Origin of the sequence: Cedecea davisae (assembly GCF_044095835.1) — a bacterium.
In the GTDB taxonomy this organism is placed as follows: Bacteria; Pseudomonadota; Gammaproteobacteria; order Enterobacterales; family Enterobacteriaceae; genus Cedecea; species Cedecea davisae.
This window is the reverse complement of record NZ_CP172054.1, coordinates 202,720-223,778: the sequence shown is the minus strand read 5'-3', so window position 1 is coordinate 223,778 and position 21,059 is coordinate 202,720. Positions and strand designations below refer to the sequence as shown.

Sequence of the window (21,059 nt, the reverse complement as noted above, 5' to 3'; positions counted from 1 at the left end):
TCTTGCTGTTCCCCCTCTCCCTTAGCGGGGAGAGGGTCCTGCAAACTGAATTTCTTCTGCTTTATCACCCAGCATTATCTTCGTTTCAGCAGGCTGCGTAGTCGCAATTACCCGCCCGGCACGAATCGACCAACGTACCGGCACCTGGCGGCGCACCGCATCAAACCCGTTTTCAGCAGGCAGGATCACCAGATTCGCCGTGTTGCCCTCAGTAATACCGTAATCCTCCACGCCAAAGGTTCGGGCGCTGTTATCGGTAATCAGCTTTAGCCCCTCATCTATTTGCCGGTAGCCCATCAGTTGGCAAACGTGCAGCCCCATATGAAGCACCTGCAACATATTGGCGGTTCCCAGCGGATACCACGGGTCGAAGACATCGTCATGACCAAAGCACACGTTGATGCCCGCGCCCAGCATCTCCTTCACCCGCGTTACGCCCCGGCGTTTAGGGTAGTCATCAAAGCGCCCCTGCAAATGAATGTTGACCAGCGGGTTAGCGACAAAGTTAATCCCGGAAAGCTTCAGCAGGCGGAACAATCGTGAAGTATAGGCCCCGTTGTAGGAGTGCATTGCCGTGGTGTGGCTGGCGGTGACACGCGCACCAATGCCGTCACGATGGGCAAGAGCGGCGACCGTTTCTACAAAGCGCGACTGTTCGTCATCAATTTCATCGCAGTGAATATCCAGCCGACGATTGTATTTTTGCGCCAGGGCAAAGGCTTTATGCAGCGACTCAACGCCATATTCGCGGGTGAACTCGAAATGCGGGATAGCGCCCACAACGTCGGCACCAAGTTGCAGCGCTTCTTCCAGCAGAGCTTCACCGTTCGGATAAGAGAGAATGCCCTCCTGCGGGAACGCCACCAGCTGCAATTCAACCCAGGGAGCCACTTCCTGCTTCACCTCGAGCATTGCTTTCAGGGCGGTCAGCGTCGGGTCAGAAACGTCCACATGGGTACGCACATACTGGATGCCGTTGGCAATCTGCCACTTCAGCGTTTGCCACGCCCGGTTTTTTACATCCTCATGGCTAAGCAGAGCCTTGCGTTCCGCCCAGCGCTCGATACCTTCGAATAAAGTGCCGGACTGGTTCCAGCTCGGCTGCCCGGCAGTTTGTGTGGTATCGAGGTGAATATGCGGCTCGACGAACGGGGCAATGGCTAACCCACCGTTACCGTCCAGAACCTGCCCGCCTTCTGGCAGGGCATCGCCCATCGGCGTGATGCCCTGAAATTTTCCGTCGGCAATCGACAACTGCCACAATCCTTCTCGCCCGGCCAGCCGCACATTCTGAATCACCTGTAGCGCCATCGTCTCCATAAGTCCTCTCTTCTTCGTGTCGCAGTTTGCTTCATAGCATACACCGCTTAACGGCGACATCTTGCTTTATCTGGCGAAAAACCAGCCAATTCCATAACTTACAAAACCCCATCAAAATCAACCATATACCCATTAAGGGGTATATAAAGACGTATTTGATTTGCATCAATAATCACCGTAGCTGAATCGTTAAGGTAGGCGGTAATAAAAAAGAAATTGAGGCAATTATGAGCAAAGTCAGAATCGCAGTTATCGGTAACGGCATGGTTGGCCATCGCTTTATCGAAGACTTACTTGATAAAGCCCAGCCCGACCAGTTCGATATCACCGTATTTTGTGAAGAGCCACGCAAAGCCTACGACCGCGTGCACCTCTCGTCTTATTTCTCCCATCATACTGCTGAAGAACTCTCGCTGGTCCGCGACGGCTATTACGAAAAACACGGCGTGAAAGTGCTGGTTGGCGAACGCGCCATTACCATCAACCGCCAGGAAAAGGTTATCCACTCCAATACCGGCCGCACGGTGTATTACGACAAGCTGGTCATGGCGACCGGCTCCTATCCGTGGATCCCGCCGATTAAGGGTTCTGAAACCCAGGACTGTTTCGTTTACCGCACCATCGAAGATCTTAACGCTATCGAGTCCTGCGCACGCCGCAGCAAACGCGGCGCGGTAGTCGGCGGCGGCCTGCTGGGTCTGGAAGCCGCAGGCGCGCTGAAAAACCTCGGCGTGGAAACCCACGTTATCGAATTTGCCCCAATGCTGATGGCCGAACAGCTTGACCGCATGGGCGGCGAGCAGCTGCGCAGCAAAATCGAACGTATGGGCGTTCGCGTACATACCGGCAAAAACACCCAAGAAATCGTGCAGCAGGGTAACGAAGCGCGTAAAACCATGCGCTTTGCCGACGGCAGCGATCTTGAAGTCGACTTTATCGTGTTCTCTACCGGTATTCGTCCTCAGGACAAGCTCGCGACCCAGTGCGGGCTTGAAACCGCCCAGCGCGGCGGTATCGTGATTAACGACAGTTGCCAGACCTCGGACCCGGATATTTACGCCATCGGCGAGTGCGCCAGCTGGCAAAACCGCGTTTTCGGTCTCGTCGCCCCCGGCTACAAAATGGCGCAGGTCACCGCGGACCATCTGCTCGGCACCGCAAATGCCTTCGAAGGCGCGGATATGAGCGCCAAGCTGAAGCTGCTCGGCGTTGACGTAGGCGGCATTGGCGACGCGCACGGCCGCACGCCAAACGCACGCAGCTATGTCTATCTGGACGAAAGCAAAGAAATCTACAAACGCCTGATCGTAAGCGAAGACAACAAAACCCTCCTCGGCGCGGTGCTGGTTGGCGATACGAGCGACTACGGCAACCTGCTGCAACTGGTGCTAAACGCCATTGAGCTGCCGGAAAATCCGGACTCGCTGATCCTCCCGGCTCATGCCAGCGGCGGCAAGCCTTCTATCGGCGTCGACAAACTGCCGGAAAGCGCGCAAATCTGCTCATGTTTTGACGTCACCAAAGGCGACCTGATCAAAGCTATCAATAAAGGCTGCCATACCGTTGCGGCGCTGAAAGCGGAAACCAAAGCCGGTACGGGCTGCGGCGGCTGTATCCCGCTGGTCACTCAGGTGCTGAACGCCGAGCTTGCTAAAGCCGGGATCGAAGTTAACAACAACCTTTGCGAACACTTTGCTTTCTCACGCCAGGAGCTGTATCACCTGATCCGCGTTGAAGGCATCAAATCCTTCGACCAGTTGCTTGAGAAGTACGGCAAGGGCTACGGGTGTGAAGTTTGCAAACCAACCGTTGGCTCGCTGCTGGCTTCCTGCTGGAATGAGTATGTGCTGGAGCCGGAGCTGACCCCGCTACAGGACACCAACGACAACTTCCTCGGCAACATTCAGAAAGACGGCACCTACTCGGTCATCCCGCGCTCCGCAGGCGGCGAAATTACCCCTGAAGGGCTGATGGAAGTGGGCCGTATCGCCCGCGAATATAACCTCTACACCAAAATAACCGGCTCTCAGCGCATCGGCCTGTTCGGCGCGCAAAAAGACGATCTGCCGGAAATCTGGCGTCAGCTGATTGAGGCTGGCTTTGAAACCGGCCACGCCTACGCAAAAGCGCTACGCATGGCGAAAACCTGCGTGGGCAGCACCTGGTGCCGCTATGGCGTGGGTGATAGCGTGGGCTTCGGCGTCGAGCTGGAAAACCGCTACAAAGGCATCCGCACGCCGCACAAAATGAAGTTTGGCGTTTCCGGCTGTACCCGCGAATGTGCGGAAGCCCAGGGCAAAGACGTCGGTATTATCGCCACCGAGAAAGGCTGGAACCTGTATGTTTGCGGTAACGGCGGCATGAAACCACGCCATGCGGACCTGCTGGCAGCCGACCTCGACCGCGAAACCATCATCAAGTATCTCGACCGCTTTATGATGTTCTACATCCGCACCGCGGACAAACTCACCCGTACCTCCGTCTGGCTGGAAAACCTTGAAGGCGGCATCGACTACCTGCGCAGCGTTATCATCGACGACAAGCTTGGCCTCAATGAGCATCTGGAAGCCGAACTGGCCCGCCTGCGTGAGAAAGTCATTTGCGAGTGGACCGAAACGGTAAATACGCCGCAGGCGCAGGTCCGCTTCAAGCACTTTATCAACAGCCCGCTGCGTGACCCGAATGTGCAGGTGGTGAGCGAGCGCGAACAACATCGTCCGGCTACGCCATACGAGCGTATCCCGGTCACTCTGGTAGAAGTGGAGGAACACGCATGAGCCAGTGGACAACCGTTTGTCAGCTAAACGACATCCTGCCCGCGACCGGCGTTTGCGCCCTGGTGGGCAATGCTCAGGTTGCGATTTTCCGCCCGCGCAAAGATGAGCAGGTGTACGCCATCAGCAATATCGACCCGTTCTTTGAAGCAAGCGTGCTTTCACGCGGGCTGATTGCCGAACACCAGGACGAGCTATGGGTTGCCAGCCCGCTGAAAAAACAACACTTTCGCCTGCGCGACGGGCTTTGCCTGGAAGATGAAAGCCGCTCCGTACCGCACTATGAAGCCCGCGTGCAGGACGGATTGGTGCAGGTAAAAGAGTAATTCTTAAAACAACCCTCACCCTGCCCTCTCCCTGAGGGAGAGGGTATCGTCGGTATTCTCCCCTCGGACTGAGGGAGAGGGCATCGTCGGTATTCTCCCCTCGAACTGAGGGAGAGTGCCGAAAGTATTCCTCCCTCGGGAGAGAGGGAACCGATCGAGCAAAAATAGCGACGACGGTTTCCCCCTCTCCCTTTGGGAGAGGGTTGGGGTGAGGGAAATTCATTTTTACTTTTTCTTTTTTAACTTCATTTGGGATAACAAAAATGTTCACCGATACCATCAATAAGTGTGCGGCGAATGCCGCGCGTATTAACCGGCTCTCGCAGAGCAATCCTCTCGGTTTCTGGGTCAGTTCCGCCATGGCGGGGGCCTATGTCGGCCTCGGCATCATCCTGATATTTATCCTCGGTAACTTGCTCGACCCTTCCGTGCGGCCGCTGGTCATGGGTGCCACCTTCGGTATAGCCCTTACGCTGGTAATTATCGCCGGTTCAGAGCTGTTTACCGGCCACACCATGTTCCTGACCTTCGGCGTAAAAGCGGGCACTATTTCGCACGGGCGCATGTGGGCAATTCTGCCGCAGACCTGGCTTGGTAACCTGCTGGGTTCCGTTTTCGTTGCCCTACTCTACAGCTGGGGCGGCGGAAGCCTGCTGCCGGTTGATACCAGCCTCATTCATAGCGCCGCGCTGGCAAAAACCACCGCTCCGGCGATGGTGTTGTTCTTCAAAGGCGCGCTGTGTAACTGGCTGGTTTGCCTGGCTATCTGGATGGCAGTCCGTACCGAAGGCGCGGCGAAGTTTATCGCCATCTGGTGGTGCCTGCTGGCGTTTATCGCCTCCGGCTACGAGCACTCCATCGCCAATATGACGCTGTTTGCTCTCTCCTGGTTTGGCAACCATAGCGAGGCTTATACCCTGTCCGGTATCGGCCACAATCTGCTGTGGGTCACGCTGGGGAATACCCTTTCCGGCATAGTATTCATGGGTCTGGGTTATTGGTATGCTACGCCGAAAGCCGAGCGCCCGCAGCCTGAGCGCGTAAGCGCGCCGGAAACCGCCCGTAATTAATTGAGGATTGACCGTGGATCACCTGCCGATATTTTGTCAGTTACGTGGCCGTGCCTGCCTGCTGGTAGGCGGTGGCGACGTTGCTGAACGCAAAGCGCGTTTATTGCTGGAGGCAGGTGCGCGCATCACCGTTAACGCCCTTGAGTTCAGCCCACAGTTTAAAGCGTGGGCCGAACAGGACATGCTGACTCTGGCCGAAGGCGCATTCTCACCCACTCTGCTGGACGAGAGCTGGCTGGCCATCGCCGCCACCGATGACGATGCTGTAAACCAGCAGGTTAGCGACGCCGCAGAGGCTCGCCGAATCTTCTGCAACGTTGTCGACGCTCCAAAACAGGCAAGTTTCATTATGCCTTCGATAATCGACCGCTCTCCGCTGATGGTCGCGGTCTCTTCCGGCGGCACTTCTCCGGTGCTGGCACGCCTGCTGCGTGAAAAGCTGGAAGCCACCCTGCCGCTGCATCTCGGCAAAATTGCCGCTTATGCGGGAACCCTGCGCGGGCGCGTAAAGCAAACCTTCGCCTCTATGGGCGAACGCCGTCGTTTCTGGGAAAAGTTCTTCACCAACGACAGACTGGCACAGTATCTGGCCAATGAAGACCAGCTTGCCGTTGAGAAAGAGACGGAAACGCTGTTTTCTACCCCGCTCGATCACCGCGGCGAAGTCGTGCTTGTCGGTGCCGGGCCTGGCGATGCGGGTTTACTGACTCTGAAAGGTTTGCAGCAGATCCAGCAGGCGGACGTAGTGGTTTACGACCGCCTGGTATCTGACGACATTATGAATCTGGTACGCCGCGATGCCGATCGCGTCTTCGTCGGTAAACGAGCGGGCTACCACTGCGTACCGCAGGAAGAGATTAACCAAATCCTGCTGCGCGAAGCGCAAAAAGGCAAACGTGTTGTGCGCCTGAAAGGCGGCGATCCGTTTATCTTCGGGCGCGGCGGCGAAGAGCTGGAAACCCTGTGCAACGGAGGGATCCCGTTCTCCGTGGTGCCGGGAATTACCGCTGCCTCGGGCTGCTCCGCTTACTCGGGCATTCCACTGACCCACCGCGACTATGCTCAAAGCGTGCGCCTGGTCACCGGCCATTTAAAGACCGGCGGCGAACTGGACTGGGCCAATCTGGCTGCGGAAAAACAGACGCTGGTGTTCTATATGGGCCTCAATCAGGCCGCGACCATTCAGCAGCAGCTGATTGCTCATGGTATGGAAGAGAATATGCCGGTGGCGCTGGTGGAAAACGGCACTGCGGTAAATCAGCGTGTGGTGAGCGGAAGCCTGAACCAGCTCGGCGAGCTGGCGACCCAGGTTGGCAGCCCGGCGCTGATTATCGTCGGGCGCGTGGTTGCCCTGCGTGATAAGCTCAACTGGTTCTCAAATCACTAATGGAAAGGGAGGCTCCGGCCTTCCTTTTTACTTTTCTACCGCCGCACAGCTTTCCCGTAAGATTCTTAGCACCGTCCCGGCACCGCTGCGGTTCGGGTTAATACGGATAGTCCGCTGCTCAAGGCTCGCGTCGGACTGCCGGAACGTGCCGGAAACGCGATAAAACAGCGGCGGGACTTCATATTTAGACTCGGCCCCAACAGGGTAAGGCAGCGCGCCAAGCTTGTGGGCCTCGGCCAATACCTGTTCGGCAATCGGCCGATGAAACTCAACCAGCAATACCTTCGACTGAGCGTTGGCGATAAGCGCCTGCTTCACCTGCGGTATTGCCCCTGCGTTCAGTGCCGCCACCAGCTCATCGTTAACCTGAGCCTGAACCGCATGCATCACGGGTGCAAACACCAGTCCCCGCAGCACCTCCATCGCCTGGAACCCCTGAACCTGGCTGCCGCCGGAATACAGGCTCTGGCGCACGGCCTTCACCGCGCTCGCTTCACCCACCACCACGCCAACGCCAGCCGGGCCAAACAGCTTGAAGCTGGAGAAAGTTGAAAGCGTTGCTCCGCATTCGCAGCCGATTTTATCGACCTTCATCACCGCATAGTTATCGTCGGTAAGCGACGGCAAAGCGTGACGGTTAAAACAGGCGATAACGTCAGCCAGATGATAAGCATCGTCGAGCTGCTGACGGGTATGCTGGACTAAAGCCACGACCGGGCGATGCGCGACGATGGATTTTTCCACCTCGCTTAGCGTATTAAAATCAGCCCGCACCAGCTCAAGCCCCATCTGTTCAGCAATCACCGCCGTTGTAGGATACAGAGGGGCATCATGCACCAGCAGCCTATCGCCCGCCTTTAACAACGCAGCTAACCCGCTGCGAATTGCCCCGGTTCCCGCCCCCTGCACCAGCGCGGCAGCCGGTGCAGAAAAGAAGTCCGCCAGCACCGCCTCAACCCGCCGGGTCATATGCGGCTGGTTAAGGCCGGTCGCCAGCCCAACATCGCCCAGGGTAAGGAAATCCGCCCCCGGAAAATGGCGGCAGATAATATCCACCAGGCGAAACTGTTTTAGCCGGGCCTGTTCCATGCTCAGGCTTTGCAATGGCGAGCTTTTCACACTACCTCCCTCAGGCCGGGATAAACAGGCCGCAGAAGAACAGAATATTAAGCACGATGCCGGTTATCATCACCGCCACAACCGGCGCGGCCATTTTCTGCACCGGACGCCCCAGCGACTCGTTCAGGAAGTAGAGCGCCGTCGCGATGGTAAAGCCGGTATAACCCGCCATCTTAATGGCCGCAAAAATAGAGCCAATAAGCAGCGCCATCTCCATCAGCATATTCATGGCGTTACGGATATTATCCGAAGCGTTACGCACCGAAGGATAGCGTCCCAGCCATTTTCCGATGGAGCGCAGCAGCAGCACCTCGGCGGAGATAACCAGCGCCCCGACCACAAAAGCAATCAACGGGTTAGCAATCAGGTAGCCAACGGCAAACACGAAGGTGAAGCCCGCCACCGCGTAAACGCCGGTCGCCAGCGCCGTGGTAGCAATCATCGGCACAAAGCCCAGCCCGCGCATAAACTCAGCCAAAGCGGCCTGGTCTATCAGGCTCTGAGATTGCGCAGGATCGAGGCCAATTTTGTAGGCTTTCTCCAGCGTGAAGATAGACACCTCGCTACCGGCGAACAGCTTCATGCTGGCAACGGCGGCGATCAGCCCGCCAACGATGGCGATATAAGGCAGATTTTTAATTATCCTGGAGGTTCGCTCCTCGAATACCGACTGCCCGTGAGCGTCATGTTCATTCTCGCCGCGAGATCGCAGATCCTGAACAATGGCGATAGCCAGCAGCATAATCATGCCGACGAAAATCTCGATAGACTCCGGGTTAAGCAGCGGGAAGAAACGTACCACCAGCACGCGGGTCAGCAGCACGACAACCGCCGCGAACAGGCTGTTCTTCCAGCCGAACTGATAAAAAATCGCCACCAGCGGGAAGAGAGCAAAAGCCGAAACAACCGGAGAACTTAGCTCGCCTAGCGAGCCGAGAACGTCCACCGGCAGCGCGGTAAGCAGGTGGTTAACCGGCACCAGGCAGGTGAGGATCAGCACGCCCCAGATGGCCCCAAGCCCGAATGCCAGCAGGCTGTTTGCCGCCAACACGCCGAGAATATCGGTAGGCAGGAACAGCAGCCAGCTATTCAGCAGCCCGGTCTTCAGGGTGAAAGAAATACCCACCGAAGCCACAAAGCCGATGCTCAGGCCAAAGGCGATGCTCCCCGCCTCGCGGCGGTTCATATTGCCTTCAATCAGCTGCGGCAGGATCGGACGAATACCGTCGTGAAATACCGCCGCAGAGCGATGCGCCAGCAGCGCCGTCATCCCGGTGAGCAAGGCAACAACTACAAGGTGAAGGTAAAATTCCATACGGATGCCTTTATTTTAAATGGTTAACCAGCAGCGGAATGGCATGCTCGATATGTTCGACGGAGAGGCCAAATGCCACCTTGCCTTCGGACACCAGGCGGGCAATTTGCTCCTCTTTTGCTTTAATGCCGGGCTTGGCAATGGTGCAGCTGCGGTTATAGCCAATCACCGCGATGGCAATCGACAAGGCCGCACCTGCCCCGGTATTGCAGGCGCCAATGTAGTAATCAAGCTGGCCGGATTTCACCTTCAGCGCGGCATCCATGTCGTTATAGATAAACACTTCGAAGCAGCCCGGAGCGGCCGTTTCGATGGTTTGTTTGATGAGTTCGCGCTGTAAGCCAGCGACACCGATCTTTTTCATGGAAAATCCTTACTTAAAGAAGACAGAGGGGTTGTCACGCAACATCAAATCGATATCTGGCTGGCTGAAACCGGCCTCCAGCAGCATCGGCACAAACGTGGTAAGCAAATATTCAAAACCGGGACCGCCGTTGGCTTTCAGATGAGAGCGGCGGGTAATATCCATCGACAGCATGACATGGTCGAGCAGCCCACGATTCTTTAGCTCGCTCAGCATCCAGATGCGCTTCTTGTCCGGGTAATAGCTGTTTTTTCCGATGGTATCGAACTGAACGTAGGCTCCCTGGTCAATCATCCGCAGGATGTTGTCGAGGTTATCTTTCAGGTCGCAGTGGCCGACGGTGACGCGGGAAAGATCCACGCACCACGATTTCAGCAGCGCCAACTGCTCAAGCCCCATGGTGCTGAAAGAGGTATGGGTCGAAATCGGCCTGCCTGTTTCGTGATGAGCAATAGCCGCCGCCTGGAAAACGCGGGCTTCAACGGGCGTGATGACATCCACGCTGGAGCCAATTTCCGCGATAATCCCGGCTTTTAATTCCGTGCCGTCGATACCGATTTCAATCTCGTCGATCATCTCCTGAGCCAGCACCTTTACCGGCGTCGTCGCCACATGCGGCGGGAAGAAGTCGTGCTGGTAGTAACCGGTGCAGGCCATCACATTGATGCCGGTATCACGCATGATATCCAGCATAAACTGAGGGTTACGCCCCATATAGCGGTTAGTCATCTCAATGATGTTGCGCACGCCCCGCTGGTAAAGCACCTTCATTTCCCCGCAAATCAGCTCATACCGATCGAGGCGGCAATCAATGTTGTCCTTGAAGCTGGAAAGGTCGATGTGAAGATGCTCATGGGCATAGGTATAGCCCGATGGATCGATATGCTTATGCCCCGTCATGATTGACTCCACTTGCAGAAGAGAGATTCAGCAGCGGCAGGAACGAAACGCCGTTCTGCGGCGCTGCCGCCCGGAAAAAGTCACAAACCGTCGCGCCTACATCAGAAAGCGTAGCGCGTGCCCCAAGATGAGCGCCGACGATGCCCGGCTGCCACACCAGCAGCGGGACGTTTTCACGCGTGTGTTTGCTGTGGCCGATGGTCGGGTCGTTGCCGTGGTCGGCCATCACCACCAGGCAGTCTCCGGCCTGCATATCCGCCATCAGCAGAGCCAGATTTTTATCGACCAGCTCCAGCCGCTCGGCGTACCGTTCGACGTCCTGGGCATGGCCCGCCAAGTCGGTTTCCTGGATATTGGTGCAAATAAAGACGTTACCGGGCTTATTCAGCTCATCCCGCGTGATATCGAGAATCGCCTGCGAGTCGACCAGGTTTTGGTAGCTGATGCCATGCGGATTAATCGCGATATCGGCAACTTTGCCGACCAATACCGTTTTTACCCCGACCTGATGCAGCTGCTGCGGAGCCTGAACGCTGGCGTCAACGCCATAGCCCATATGCACGACCTGGAACCCGCTTTTATATACCCCGGAACGCGGCGCATTAATGCCGATATAACGGCCCTGTTTTTCTTCAGCGGCTTGAATCAACTGTTCGCTGCTCTCAAGCAGGCCGCCAAAGGCAATCACCCGCCCGACTTTGACGCAGCGGCGCACCACTTCGCCAATCGCCCGCACCTGCTCAAACGGCACGGCGTTAAGATTGGCGCTGATATTAAAGACCTGGCCGAGATCGGCCTCGAGGTTATCGCCCACGGCCACCGCCTGGTTCACCCAGAGGAATTGCAGTTCCTCGCCTTTTCGTTCCGTATGCCAGCCCTCGGCCAGCAGCGCTTGCTCAACCTGGTCGATAACTTCTGAGAACGGCATGCGCAGAGGCGTTTGTGGGCGCGTACCCAGAATTTCCTGGTGCCCCATAAAGGTGTCGCCGCCTTCATGCTGTAGCGCTGCGGTGCCATAAACCGCGTCGGCGTTTGGCTGCATTACGTTAGCCGCGAAGCCCAGAGCGTTGATCAGCCCCAGCTTTTCCAGGGTCGGCAGGCGCAATTGCGGGAAGTGCTGCAAAATATGCCCGCAGGTATTCGCTCCAACATCCTGGGGGCGGACTTCAGGCACATCGTCCATCGCCCCCACGCCGAAGCTGTCTATCACCAGAACCAAAAACTTACTCATGCTGCCCTCCCGAAATGGGGTGCCCAAGGCTGTCGTACAGCGCTTCCAGCACCGGGTTTCCGCTCTGAATGCCGGAAACCAACGCTACGTCGCTGCGGGTAACAAAAATCTGGGTGCGGAAACACATCACCACCGGGCTGCCCACCGGATAGCTACCTTCGAGCGCCAGATGGTAATCAATGCTGGTGTCGTCTATCGGCAGCAGGCGTGCTTCAATCGGCGTATCGGGGGCGGTAAACACCAGCGCGTGCCGGGCGTGCCCCCGGCGATAATAGCCGCCGCCGAAGCAGTAGCTCTTGCCCTGAAACTGGTGAGAAACCTCGGTCAGATAAAGCATGGCGATGGCTTCAGGCTGGTCGCCGTGCTGGTTAGCCGGAATTGTGCCGGTCAGCGCATGGCCCGGTTCGGCATGGGTAACGCCGTACTGCGCCAGAATCGGCAGCGTGCTGCAACTTGAAGCCGAGGGAGCATTAATCTGCTCAACCGTAATCCCACGCTCTTTCAGCAGGTCACGAGCCTTTAAGAGCGTCATCAGGTTGCGGGTCGGCTGCGTCTGCTGTTGCTCATCGTTCCACAGCAAGCAGGGAAAATGCGTCAGGCCGGTCAGCCGAATTCCCGGCATCGCAAGGATTTCACGCACGACATCGTCCAGCTCGTTTAGCGGGAACCCCGCTTCCTGGCCTGGATAAAGGCGGTCATATTCGGCAAAAACTTTCAGCATCACCGGCTGAACCCGCCCGCAGGCCAGCGCGGCGGCAGAAACTTCGCGTGCTTTTTCGAGCGAGAACAGCGTGATAATTTCCGTCGAACCGCTGACGCTTTCTTCCACCTGCGCCACGGGAACCTGTACTAAATGGCCGACATGGGAAACCGCTATCCCGGCGTCACGCAGGGTTCTGGCCTCTTTGAAATCCACCGCCACCGCCCCGTGAAACCCCAGCTCGATAAGTTTCCCGGCAAGCCACGGGTTACGCCCAATCTGCTTGGTCATAAAATAGAGCGTGATGCCGTGGCGCTGCGCGGCGGCGAGCAGCTTACGCCCGTTATCCAGCAGTCTATCGACGTCGATAACATAAGTGTCCGGCAGGATTTCGCCCCGCTGCCAGAGGGCCTGAGCCGCCTTAATTAGCGCCGGATTCTGTGCCTTGAGTGCCTCAATAAACATGCCTTGCCTCGCGACCTGGGAAACAAATCAGCCTAAATAATCATTTTTTTGAATATTTAAATTAAGAGATACTGCCGCAAACAACATCCGTTAGCTCTTGTGGATCAGCCACAGGCTGAACAGGTTTGCCAGCAGGTAACCCTCTTCACTCGGGTGCAGCTGAACGCTAAACGGCGTCAGCAAAGCGTGGTGTACCTGTTCAACTTCGCCAAACACGCTGTCGGCTTTAATCTCCGCCAGCAGCTCGGGATCCAGCGGGCCAACCTCTTCTCCACGACGGCTGCGCATCAGCGCGTTCGCCATATGGGTGATGGCCATCGTGCCCTGGTCATTTTGCAGCGGAATGGCCCAGCGGGTTTCCAGCTGCGCCACCACCTGTTTCATGCCATCGCAAATATCCCGGTCGATGACGCCTGCATCACATAGCAGGTTGAGCCGGTCTTCCATACTGATTACCTCTGTCAATAGCTCGGTTCCTGTTCGCCGCTCAGCACGCTTTGCTGATGGGCCAGCAGTTCATTCTTATCCACCACCGTTCTCAGCAACTGCTGGATAGGGATATCTTCGCTTCGCGTCAGCACTACCGCCTCTGAAGCCTCAAGGAAACAGGCATCGCCGCTGAGCGGCAGCGCGGTTAGCCCCTGGACCTCCAGGCTCGACTCATTGCTGACGTTCCAAATCACCGCATCCACGTCGCCTTTAGCAATCCGGTGCAAGCATTCGTGGTAAGAAACATCCAGCAATTCAACATCCTGCCCGGCAAAATAAACGCCCGTCATGATGCGCTGGTCGGCAGAGCGCGGGTCAATGCCGATGCGGCGAATCTTATCCTTCTGCCCGGTTCGGCAAATCAATTTGTGCTCGCCGACATAGGTATGCGGCCCGAGGGACAGCGCGATAAAAATCTCAGGGTTGCTGAGGTAACTTTGCGCCGCCAGCCGGGAGACCACCGCCAGGTCATAAACGCCGTTCAGCAGGCACTCCACGCGCACATCCGACCCTCGCATATGGGCGTAGTAAAACGGAATGCCGTCAAACTGCGCCTTCAGGCCGCTGGCCAGCCCTTCATAAAGCCGGGTGTACGGCAGCGGCATAGCACACACTACATTGCCGATATCGGCGAACGCTAATAGGGCTTTGTTATCCATGCTCATCAGGTAACTACCGTTGCGCCCCCGGCGCTCAACGGCTACCGCTCCTGCCTTCTCCAGCGTCTTTAAAGCCGCCTGCGTCAGGCCAACGGAGAAACCGCACTCACCCGCCAGTTCATCGATGGTTTTCAGTCGGTTACCACATTTTTCACCCAGTAAATAACGGGCCAGACTGGATTGGGCTACGCCCTCTTTTTTTATAAAGCTGCGGCTCATTGGTTATCTTCAATTTATTGAATGAATATATCTTCATAAAATTGAATATAGATGGCAAAGGGGAAAATGACAAAAGGAGAATGGGGTCACAAAAAAGAAATAACCCGCCTGGCGGGTTACGAGGAACTGCAGACCAAACCCATTGTGCTTAAAAGACATGAACACCATGCTAATAAAAACAATGAATACTGTTCTCTGACTTACCCCAAACAGCCAAAAACCACGTTTTTTGGCTGTTTGACATCAATAGAAATAACCCGCCTGGCGACGGGTTATGCATAGGGAAAAGTTATGGCTGGGCGACGAAACCTATCGCTTCGTAGACCTTTTTCAGCGTCTCGCTGGCGCGAGCGCGGGCTTTCTCAGCCCCTTCTTTCATCACCTGCTGCAGGAAGGCTTCGTCGTTACGATAACGGTGATAGCGCTCCTGAAGCTCGGTCAGCATGCCGGATACGGCTTCCGCCACTTCGCCTTTCAGGTGACCATACATTTTACCTTCGAAGCTGGCTTCCAGCTCGGCAATCGGCTTGCCGGTCACGCCGGAGAGGATATCAAGCAGGTTAGAAACGCCGGCTTTTTCCTTCACGTCATAACGCACCACTGGCGGCTCTTCGGAGTCGGTTACCGCACGTTTAATTTTCTTCACCACCGACTTCGGATCTTCCAGCAGGCCGATAACGTTATTGCGGTTATCGTCCGACTTGGACATCTTTTTAGTCGGCTCCAGCAGGGACATTACGCGGGCGCCGGACTTAGGAATAAACGGCTCAGGCACTTTGAAAATATCGCCGTACAGCGCGTTGAAGCGGCTGGCAACATCGCGGCTCAGCTCCAGATGCTGCTTCTGGTCTTCGCCCACCGGCACCTGAGTGGTCTGGTACAGCAGGATATCTGCCGCCATCAGCACCGGATAGTCGAAGAGACCGGCGTTGATGTTTTCTTCATAACGTGCGGATTTGTCTTTGAACTGAGTCATGCGGCTCAGCTCGCCGAAGTAGGTGTAGCAGTTCAGCACCCAGCTCAGCTGCGCGTGCTCCGGTACGTGAGACTGAACGAAAATGGTGCTTTTCTTCGGGTCGATACCGCAGGCAAGATACAGCGCCAGCGTATCCAGCGTGGCTTTACGCAGCGCGGCCGGGTTCTGGCGAACGGTGATAGCGTGCTGGTCAACGATGCAGTAAATGCAGTGATAATCATCCTGCATATTCACCCATTGACGCAGCGCACCCATGTAGTTACCGATGGTTAATTCACCTGAAGGCTGTGCGCCGCTAAAGACGATGGGCTTACTCATGTTCTGCTTCCTGATTTGCTAATGGTGGTAGCCCGAAAGCGGGCAGTAATTCATCGAAACGGTCAAACACAACGTCCGGTTTGCTCAGTTCAATCGCTTCGCCATAGTTATAACCCCAGGTCAGCCCGACGCTCGGGCAGCCTGCCGCCTGCGCGGCCTGGATATCATTGCGGGAATCGCCAACAAAAAGCAATTCGTCCGCGGCCAGCCCCATGTTTTCCATCACCTTGAACAGGGCTTCCGGATGCGGTTTTTTCTCTTTCACATCGTCGCCGCCGATGATGACCTGGAAGTACTGCGCAATGCCGAGATCTTCAAGCATCGGCACCACAAACGGCGTCGGTTTGTTGGTCACCACGCCAAGCGGTAGCCCCTTCTGCTTCAGGGCCGCCAGCGTATCCGCTACGCCCGGGAACAGGAAACTCCCCTCTTCAACCGTTTCGGCGTAATAGCGGTCAAACAGTTTGCGCGCAATATTCAGCTGAGCGAGATCGGGTTCTTTATCTTTCAGCGCCCACTTCAGCGCCCTTTGCATCATGACATCCGCGCCGTTACCCACCCAGGTCACGACACGCTCTTCTCCCGCCGTCGGCAGTTCAAGCGCATAAAGCGCCAGATCCACCGCCTGACTCAGGCCAAGTGCAGTGTCGATTAACGTGCCGTCAAGGTCGAAGGCGATACCGCGAATTTTTTGAAACTTATCCATGACTTACCTTAGCCAGTTCAGAACGCATGCGGTCAATAACCGCTTTATAATCAGGCTGGCCGAAGATAGCAGAGCCGGCAACGAACATGTCTGCGCCCGCCGCTGCGATTTCAGCGATATTATCGGCCTTCACGCCGCCGTCTACTTCGAGGCGAATATCATACCCGGAGGCGTCAATGCGCTCGCGTACCTGGCGCAGTTTTTCAAGCGTGTGGGGAATAAACGACTGGCCGCCAAAGCCCGGGTTAACGGACATCAGCAGAATAACATCCAGCTTATCCATAACGTGGTCAAGCCAGGAGAGCGACGTCGCCGGGTTCAAGACCATGCCAGCTTTACAGCCGTGTTCTTTAATCAGCTGCAGGGAGCGGTCAACGTGCTCGGAGGCTTCCGGATGGAAGGTGATAATGCTGGCACCGGCGGCGGCAAAATCGGGAATGATGCGATCGACCGGTTTCACCATAAGATGCACGTCGATAGGGGCGGTCACGCCGTAGTCGCGCAGCGCTTTGAGCACCATCGGCCCCATCGTCAGGTTGGGAACATAGTGGTTGTCCATGACGTCAAAATGGACGACGTCGCCACCTGCGGCCAGCGCTTTAGCCGTGTCCTCGCCCAGGCGGGCGAAGTCGGCAGAGAGGATTGAGGGGGCAATCAAATACTGTTTCATCCGCTTCTCCATGAGTCATTCATCTTTCGGCGGCGGGCGAAACGGCTCAGGCAAGCTTTACTTTATAAAGCGCCAGAAGTTCGTCCACCTTGTTACGGGCTCCACCGTTTCGGCTGATGCTGCGTCTTACCTGCAGCTTGCGGAAATCGGTAGCATTCTTATACCACTCGCGAGTGAGTTCGGTGTCGTGATTGGAAATCACCACCGGGATGCTCTGCTCGCGCAGTTTTTCAGCCAGGTCCGCCAGATGTTTCTGCTGCACCATGCTGAAGCTGTCGGTGTGATAAGCGGTAAAGTTGGCGGTAGCGGAAAGCGGCGCATAAGGCGGGTCGCAATACACTACCGAACCTGCGGCAACGTTTATCATACTGACGTCATAAGACTGGCAGAGAAAAGTGGCATTTTTGGCCCGTTCGGCAAAGTGGTACAGCTCCTCCTCAGGGAAGTAAGGCTTGCTGTAGCGGCCAAACGGAACGTTAAATTCACCGCGCAGATTATAACGGCACAGACCGTTGTAACAATGGCGGTTGAGATACAAAAACAGCACTGCACGGCGGAATTCATCCCGGCATTGATTAAATTCGGTGCGAAAACCGTAGTAGGTGGCCTCTTCATTCATCGCTTTGGTGAATAGCAGGCGAGACTCCCGCACGTATTCGTCCGCGCGGTTTTTTACGATGTTGTAGAGGTTAATCAGGTCGCTATTGATATCCGCGAGGAGATAGCGCTGATAGTCGGTATTGAGGAATACCGAGCCCGCACCAACAAAGGGCTCGATCAGACAGTCGCCTTCCGGCAGATGCTTTTTTATATCGTCCAGCAGGGGGAATTTCCCCCCTGCCCATTTCAGAAAAGCGCGATTTTTTTTCATGCTGTCTTACTATTTACACCTTATCCAGCTGTGGAAAGGCTCCGACAGCGACTGCGCTTATTTTCACTTGAGGTCAGACTGCACCTGATGAATAGGTTTTGCCCACGGGTTTTTCGCCTGCACGTCTGCCGGTAGCGTAGAAACCGCGCGTTTAGCGTCATCCTTGGTTGCATAAACACCACTTACCAGGACATACCACGGCTGGCCGTTACGCTGAGTCTGATAAACCACATAGTGCTGCAGGTTCTCTTTCTTCGCCCAGGCATTCAGGTTAGCCGAGTTGGAAGAGGAGCTAAGTTGCAGAGTGTAATGGCTACCCGGAGCGCCTTTAATCGCGCTGGCATCGCCGGTCACGCTGGCACCCGCTGGTGCCGCTGCAGCAGATTTAGGCTCGGCCTTGGCTTCAGCTTTTGGCGCTACAGAAGCCGTGGCTTTCGGTGCCTGAGTCGGAGCCGCTGCGCTGGTGGATGGGGCTTTCACCGGAGCAGATACCGCCGGAGCAGGTTCGCTATGCTTAGCGGTTGCTACAGGCTTGCTTTCGGCTTTAACCTGCTGCTTAGGCTCAGCTTTGCGCACCGGCTCAATGACCGTTTTCTTACGTTCAGGACGCGACTCAACGTTACGGGTCGGCTCCTGAGTCCCGGCCAGCTTACGCGGCTCGGTTTTGACACCGGCAATCGGCGCTACGGTCGCAGGCTCGGTTGGCAGCGTGGAGTTGCTGACCACGTTATCAATCTGACCCTGCTGCTGAGGCTGAGTCAGCGCATTATTCAGATTCCCCGGGACTTCAACGCGCTGCTGGCCTTCCGGCTGCGGCTGGTTTTGGGCCTGGGTCGGGGTAGAAGAAATCGGCGGCAGGGAAACATCCTGCGGGTTCTGCTGACCAGAGGCTGGAGCAGTGCCCGGCTGAGGCTGCGCGCCGTTAGCCTGGTCCGCCGGAGCCGCAGAACTGGAGCCGGAGAGATCGATGCTCTTTTCAGCGCCCGGCTTCTGCTCGGCGCTATCAGGGCTGGATGAAGGTGCTTTAAGGGCAGAACCGATGCCAATAATCAGCAGTAGCAGAACCAGAATACCAATCCCCATCATCATATGCTGACGTGAAACGGGCACCTTCTGTTTTGCTGCCTTTTTGCGTCCACGAGCAGGACGAGGTTCTGCGGCCATGCCGTCATCACCTTCGTACTCGTCTTCAACTTCTTCTTCACGCTCGCGGCGTGAACGAGAAGGACGACGTTCGTCAGCGTCAAGATCGACGTCATCAACGTTGATCTGCGGCTCTTTATCAAACTCGTCAGGTTTGCGGGAACGCCCAGGACGACGATCGCTCGGATCGGGTTTCAGCTCGTCTTCTGGTTTGAACTCATCCATTTAACACCCCACTCAAAGACGCATGCCCATGTCCGCATAGCGCCCGAAGTTAAAAACTATAAGATTCTAATTGTTAAGCCTGCTGGCAATCAGCAATGGCTGACAGAACAACGTCGTGCGGTACTCCACCGCGCACTTCACTCTTCCCTATCGCCAGCGGCAGGATTAAACGCAGCTCACCGGCTAATACTTTTTTGTCACGCATCATGTGGGGCATATACGCGTCAGGCGACATTTCCTGCGGCCCGTTAACCGGCAACCCGGCACGCAGCAGCAGCGCGATAACTCGCTGAACTTCAGCCTCACTGAACTGACCAAGGCGCTGAGCGGTACGCACCGCCATCACCATTCCGGCTGCAACGGCCTCACCGTGCAGCCAGTTGCCATAGCCCATTTCGGCTTCAATGGCATGGCCAAAAGTATGACCCAAATTCAGTAAAGCACGTAAGCCGCTTTCGCGCTCGTCGGCAGCGACAACTTCGGCTTTCAGCTCACAACAACGGCGAATACAGTAAGCCATCGCCTTGCCGTCAAGCTTCAGCAGCGCGTCGATATTCTCTTCCAGCCAGTCAAAGAACTCGCCGTCGAGAATGATGCCGTATTTAATGACTTCGGCCAGGCCAGAAGCCAGTTCCCGCTTAGGCAGTGTAGAAAGGCAGTCCAAATCAACCACAACCGAAGCCGGCTGGTAGAAGGCGCCAATCATATTTTTACCCAGGGGATGGTTGACGGCCGTTTTGCCGCCTACGGAAGAGTCCACCTGCGACAGCAGCGTGGTTGGAACCTGAATAAAGCGCACCCCGCGCTGATAGCTCGCCGCAGCAAAACCGGTCAGATCGCCCACCACGCCGCCGCCTAAGGCAATCAGTGTGGTATCACGACCGTGAGGTTTTTCCAGCAGCGCCGTAAACACGGTATCGAGCACCGAGAGGCTTTTAAACTGCTCGCCATCCGGAAGAATGACGGTATCGACTTTAACGCCTGCCTGTTCCAGAAGACCACGAACCCTGTCCAGATACAGCGGTGCCAGAGTTTCGTTAGTGACCAGCATAGTCTGGTCGCCAGCTTTTAGCGGCCAAAAGGAAGCCGGGTCATTAAATAACCCGGCGGCAATGGTAATAGGGTAACTACGTTCCCCGAGAGTGACTGTCAGCCTCTCCATTACGCGGAGCCCACCTTATGTTGCTTTGCCCGCAGGCGTTACTTGATTAAGCCAGAATCAGTTGCTTTCCAGCATATGAATAATCTGGTTGGCAACCACTTTGGCGCTTTGGTCGTCAGTGCGAATCGTCACATCGGCAATCTCTTCGTACAGAGGATTGCGTTCGTGCGCCAGCGCTTCCAGAACTTCACGAGGTGGAGTCTCAACCTGCAGCAGCGGACGCTTTTTATCGCGCTGAGTACGAGCAAGCTGTTTCTCAATAGTGGTCTCAAGGTAAACCACTACGCCACGGGCGGAAAGGCGGTTACGGGTTTCGCGAGACTTCACAGAGCCGCCACCGGTAGCCAGCACAATGCCCTGTTTTTCAGTGAGTTCGTTGATGATTTTTTCTTCGCGATCGCGGAAGCCTTCTTCGCCTTCAACGTCGAATACCCAGCCCACATCAGCTCCGGTACGTTTCTCAATCTCTTGATCAGAATCGAAAAATTCCATATTGAGTTGCTGAGCTAACTGACGCCCAATAGTGCTTTTGCCGGCACCCATAGGCCCAACCAGAAAGATATTGCGTTTCTCTGCCATTTTTTCGGTACTACTAAGACAATTCGTTGATGATAAACCCGCCCGATAACAACCTGCTGTGGCGGGACATG

Annotated in this window: 21 protein-coding genes; 5 read left to right on the top strand and 16 right to left on the bottom strand. The window is 56.0% G+C overall.

Going from position 1 to position 21,059, the window contains the following annotated elements:
- Window positions 1-21: 21 nt before the first annotated feature.
- Entirely contained in the window at window positions 22-1,320 is a 1,299-nt protein-coding gene (locus ACG1VR_RS01405) for a cytosine deaminase (RefSeq protein ID WP_395490026.1), read from the bottom strand.
- Window positions 1,321-1,547: 227 nt separating this feature from the next.
- Between ACG1VR_RS01405 and nirB the strand changes: the two genes are divergently transcribed.
- The 4 genes from nirB to cysG all read left to right on the top strand — a co-directional run bounded on the left by nirB (window position 1,548) and on the right by cysG (window position 6,877).
- Complete coding sequence (gene nirB / locus ACG1VR_RS01400) at window positions 1,548-4,097, top strand: nitrite reductase large subunit NirB (protein WP_039898895.1); 2,550 nt, start codon at window positions 1,548-1,550, stop codon at window positions 4,095-4,097.
- Window positions 4,094-4,420, top strand: a complete 327-nt coding sequence (nirD, locus tag ACG1VR_RS01395; protein WP_395490024.1) for a nitrite reductase small subunit NirD — start codon at window positions 4,094-4,096, stop codon at window positions 4,418-4,420. The genes nirB and nirD overlap by 4 nt, the downstream gene beginning before the upstream one ends.
- 263 nt (window positions 4,421-4,683) lie before the next feature.
- A complete protein-coding gene (gene nirC, locus ACG1VR_RS01390; protein WP_395490023.1) occupies window positions 4,684-5,490 on the top strand; it encodes a nitrite transporter NirC in 807 nt (268 codons plus the stop codon).
- Between the two features lie 13 nt (window positions 5,491-5,503).
- Window positions 5,504-6,877, top strand: a complete 1,374-nt coding sequence (cysG, locus tag ACG1VR_RS01385; protein ID WP_016538502.1) for a siroheme synthase CysG — start codon at window positions 5,504-5,506, stop codon at window positions 6,875-6,877.
- Between the two features lie 27 nt (window positions 6,878-6,904).
- On the opposite strand, the gene ACG1VR_RS01380 is transcribed toward cysG, so the two are convergent.
- From ACG1VR_RS01380 to yhfZ, 8 genes are all read right to left on the bottom strand, one after another.
- Window positions 6,905-7,996, bottom strand: a complete 1,092-nt coding sequence (locus ACG1VR_RS01380; protein ID WP_395490022.1) for an aminotransferase class V-fold PLP-dependent enzyme — start codon at window positions 7,994-7,996, stop codon at window positions 6,905-6,907.
- Between the two features lie 10 nt (window positions 7,997-8,006).
- The gene (locus ACG1VR_RS01375) at window positions 8,007-9,311 is read right to left on the bottom strand and encodes a YhfT family protein (RefSeq protein WP_016538504.1); all 1,305 of its coding nucleotides are present in this window, start codon (window positions 9,309-9,311) and stop codon (window positions 8,007-8,009) included.
- Window positions 9,312-9,321: 10 nt separating this feature from the next.
- Window positions 9,322-9,675: a DUF2620 domain-containing protein gene (locus ACG1VR_RS01370; RefSeq protein WP_016538505.1), complete on the bottom strand. Its 354-nt coding sequence runs from the start codon at window positions 9,673-9,675 to the stop codon at window positions 9,322-9,324.
- A 9-nt stretch (window positions 9,676-9,684) separates the two neighbouring features.
- Window positions 9,685-10,575 (bottom strand): phosphotriesterase-related protein, encoded by an 891-nt coding sequence (locus tag ACG1VR_RS01365; protein WP_395490019.1) that lies wholly within the window; start codon window positions 10,573-10,575, stop codon window positions 9,685-9,687.
- Window positions 10,562-11,806 (bottom strand): phosphopentomutase, encoded by a 1,245-nt coding sequence (locus ACG1VR_RS01360; RefSeq protein ID WP_395490018.1) that lies wholly within the window; start codon window positions 11,804-11,806, stop codon window positions 10,562-10,564. Before ACG1VR_RS01360 ends, ACG1VR_RS01365 begins: the two co-directional genes overlap by 14 nt.
- The gene (locus tag ACG1VR_RS01355; protein ID WP_395490016.1) at window positions 11,799-12,971 is read right to left on the bottom strand and encodes a YhfX family PLP-dependent enzyme; all 1,173 of its coding nucleotides are present in this window, start codon (window positions 12,969-12,971) and stop codon (window positions 11,799-11,801) included. Before ACG1VR_RS01355 ends, ACG1VR_RS01360 begins: the two co-directional genes overlap by 8 nt.
- A 90-nt stretch (window positions 12,972-13,061) precedes the next feature.
- The gene (locus ACG1VR_RS01350) at window positions 13,062-13,418 is read right to left on the bottom strand and encodes a PRD domain-containing protein (protein WP_395491144.1); all 357 of its coding nucleotides are present in this window, start codon (window positions 13,416-13,418) and stop codon (window positions 13,062-13,064) included.
- 14 nt (window positions 13,419-13,432) lie between these two features.
- Complete coding sequence (gene yhfZ, locus ACG1VR_RS01345; protein WP_395490015.1) at window positions 13,433-14,338, bottom strand: GntR family transcriptional regulator YhfZ; 906 nt, start codon at window positions 14,336-14,338, stop codon at window positions 13,433-13,435.
- 66 nt (window positions 14,339-14,404) lie between these two features.
- On the opposite strand from yhfZ, the gene ACG1VR_RS01340 reads away from it, so the two are divergent.
- On the top strand, window positions 14,405-14,620 hold the full coding sequence (locus tag ACG1VR_RS01340) for a hypothetical protein (RefSeq protein ID WP_395490014.1): 216 nt from the start codon (window positions 14,405-14,407) through the stop codon (window positions 14,618-14,620).
- Between the two features lie 7 nt (window positions 14,621-14,627).
- Here the strand turns inward: ACG1VR_RS01340 and trpS are convergent, their stop codons facing one another.
- The 7 genes from trpS to aroK form a co-directional block, all read right to left on the bottom strand.
- Window positions 14,628-15,632 (bottom strand): tryptophan--tRNA ligase, encoded by a 1,005-nt coding sequence (gene trpS, locus ACG1VR_RS01335; protein WP_016538511.1) that lies wholly within the window; start codon window positions 15,630-15,632, stop codon window positions 14,628-14,630.
- Window positions 15,625-16,338, bottom strand: coding sequence for a phosphoglycolate phosphatase (locus ACG1VR_RS01330; RefSeq protein WP_227318512.1), 714 nt, complete (start codon window positions 16,336-16,338; stop codon window positions 15,625-15,627). The genes trpS and ACG1VR_RS01330 overlap by 8 nt, the downstream gene beginning before the upstream one ends.
- Complete coding sequence (gene rpe, locus ACG1VR_RS01325; protein ID WP_395490011.1) at window positions 16,331-17,008, bottom strand: ribulose-phosphate 3-epimerase; 678 nt, start codon at window positions 17,006-17,008, stop codon at window positions 16,331-16,333. The genes ACG1VR_RS01330 and rpe overlap by 8 nt, the downstream gene beginning before the upstream one ends.
- 46 nt (window positions 17,009-17,054) lie before the next feature.
- Window positions 17,055-17,879 carry an adenine-specific DNA-methyltransferase gene (dam, locus tag ACG1VR_RS01320; protein WP_016538514.1) on the bottom strand — a complete coding sequence of 275 codons (825 nt, stop codon included), beginning with the start codon at window positions 17,877-17,879 and terminating at the stop codon, window positions 17,055-17,057.
- Window positions 17,880-17,942: 63 nt separating this feature from the next.
- Window positions 17,943-19,247, bottom strand: coding sequence for a cell division protein DamX (gene damX, locus ACG1VR_RS01315; protein WP_172568860.1), 1,305 nt, complete (start codon window positions 19,245-19,247; stop codon window positions 17,943-17,945).
- A 73-nt stretch (window positions 19,248-19,320) separates the two neighbouring features.
- Complete coding sequence (aroB, locus tag ACG1VR_RS01310) at window positions 19,321-20,409, bottom strand: 3-dehydroquinate synthase (protein ID WP_016538516.1); 1,089 nt, start codon at window positions 20,407-20,409, stop codon at window positions 19,321-19,323.
- 57 nt (window positions 20,410-20,466) lie between these two features.
- Window positions 20,467-20,988, bottom strand: coding sequence for a shikimate kinase AroK (gene aroK, locus ACG1VR_RS01305; RefSeq protein ID WP_016538517.1), 522 nt, complete (start codon window positions 20,986-20,988; stop codon window positions 20,467-20,469).
- Window positions 20,989-21,059 lie beyond the last annotated feature (71 nt).

Bases quoted from the DNA above. Each gene is read 5' to 3' on its own strand.
- ACG1VR_RS01405 (WP_395490026.1), bottom strand. From the start codon at position 1,320: ATGGAGACGATGGCGCTACAGGTGATTCAGAATGTGCGGCTGGCCGGG.
- nirB (WP_039898895.1), top strand. From the start codon at position 1,548: ATGAGCAAAGTCAGAATCGCAGTTATCGGTAACGGCATGGTTGGCCAT.
- nirD (WP_395490024.1), top strand. From the start codon at position 4,094: ATGAGCCAGTGGACAACCGTTTGTCAGCTAAACGACATCCTGCCCGCG.
- nirC (WP_395490023.1), top strand. From the start codon at position 4,684: ATGTTCACCGATACCATCAATAAGTGTGCGGCGAATGCCGCGCGTATT.
- ACG1VR_RS01375 (WP_016538504.1), bottom strand. From the start codon at position 9,311: ATGGAATTTTACCTTCACCTTGTAGTTGTTGCCTTGCTCACCGGGATG.
- ACG1VR_RS01370 (WP_016538505.1), bottom strand. From the start codon at position 9,675: ATGAAAAAGATCGGTGTCGCTGGCTTACAGCGCGAACTCATCAAACAA.
- ACG1VR_RS01365 (WP_395490019.1), bottom strand. From the start codon at position 10,575: ATGACGGGGCATAAGCATATCGATCCATCGGGCTATACCTATGCCCAT.
- ACG1VR_RS01360 (WP_395490018.1), bottom strand. From the start codon at position 11,806: ATGAGTAAGTTTTTGGTTCTGGTGATAGACAGCTTCGGCGTGGGGGCG.
- ACG1VR_RS01355 (WP_395490016.1), bottom strand. From the start codon at position 12,971: ATGTTTATTGAGGCACTCAAGGCACAGAATCCGGCGCTAATTAAGGCG.
- ACG1VR_RS01350 (WP_395491144.1), bottom strand. From the start codon at position 13,418: ATGGAAGACCGGCTCAACCTGCTATGTGATGCAGGCGTCATCGACCGG.
- yhfZ (WP_395490015.1), bottom strand. From the start codon at position 14,338: ATGAGCCGCAGCTTTATAAAAAAAGAGGGCGTAGCCCAATCCAGTCTG.
- ACG1VR_RS01340 (WP_395490014.1), top strand. From the start codon at position 14,405: ATGACAAAAGGAGAATGGGGTCACAAAAAAGAAATAACCCGCCTGGCG.
- trpS (WP_016538511.1), bottom strand. From the start codon at position 15,632: ATGAGTAAGCCCATCGTCTTTAGCGGCGCACAGCCTTCAGGTGAATTA.
- ACG1VR_RS01330 (WP_227318512.1), bottom strand. From the start codon at position 16,338: ATGGATAAGTTTCAAAAAATTCGCGGTATCGCCTTCGACCTTGACGGC.
- rpe (WP_395490011.1), bottom strand. From the start codon at position 17,008: ATGAAACAGTATTTGATTGCCCCCTCAATCCTCTCTGCCGACTTCGCC.
- dam (WP_016538514.1), bottom strand. From the start codon at position 17,879: ATGAAAAAAAATCGCGCTTTTCTGAAATGGGCAGGGGGGAAATTCCCC.
- damX (WP_172568860.1), bottom strand. From the start codon at position 19,247: ATGGATGAGTTCAAACCAGAAGACGAGCTGAAACCCGATCCGAGCGAT.
- aroB (WP_016538516.1), bottom strand. From the start codon at position 20,409: ATGGAGAGGCTGACAGTCACTCTCGGGGAACGTAGTTACCCTATTACC.
- aroK (WP_016538517.1), bottom strand. From the start codon at position 20,988: ATGGCAGAGAAACGCAATATCTTTCTGGTTGGGCCTATGGGTGCCGGC.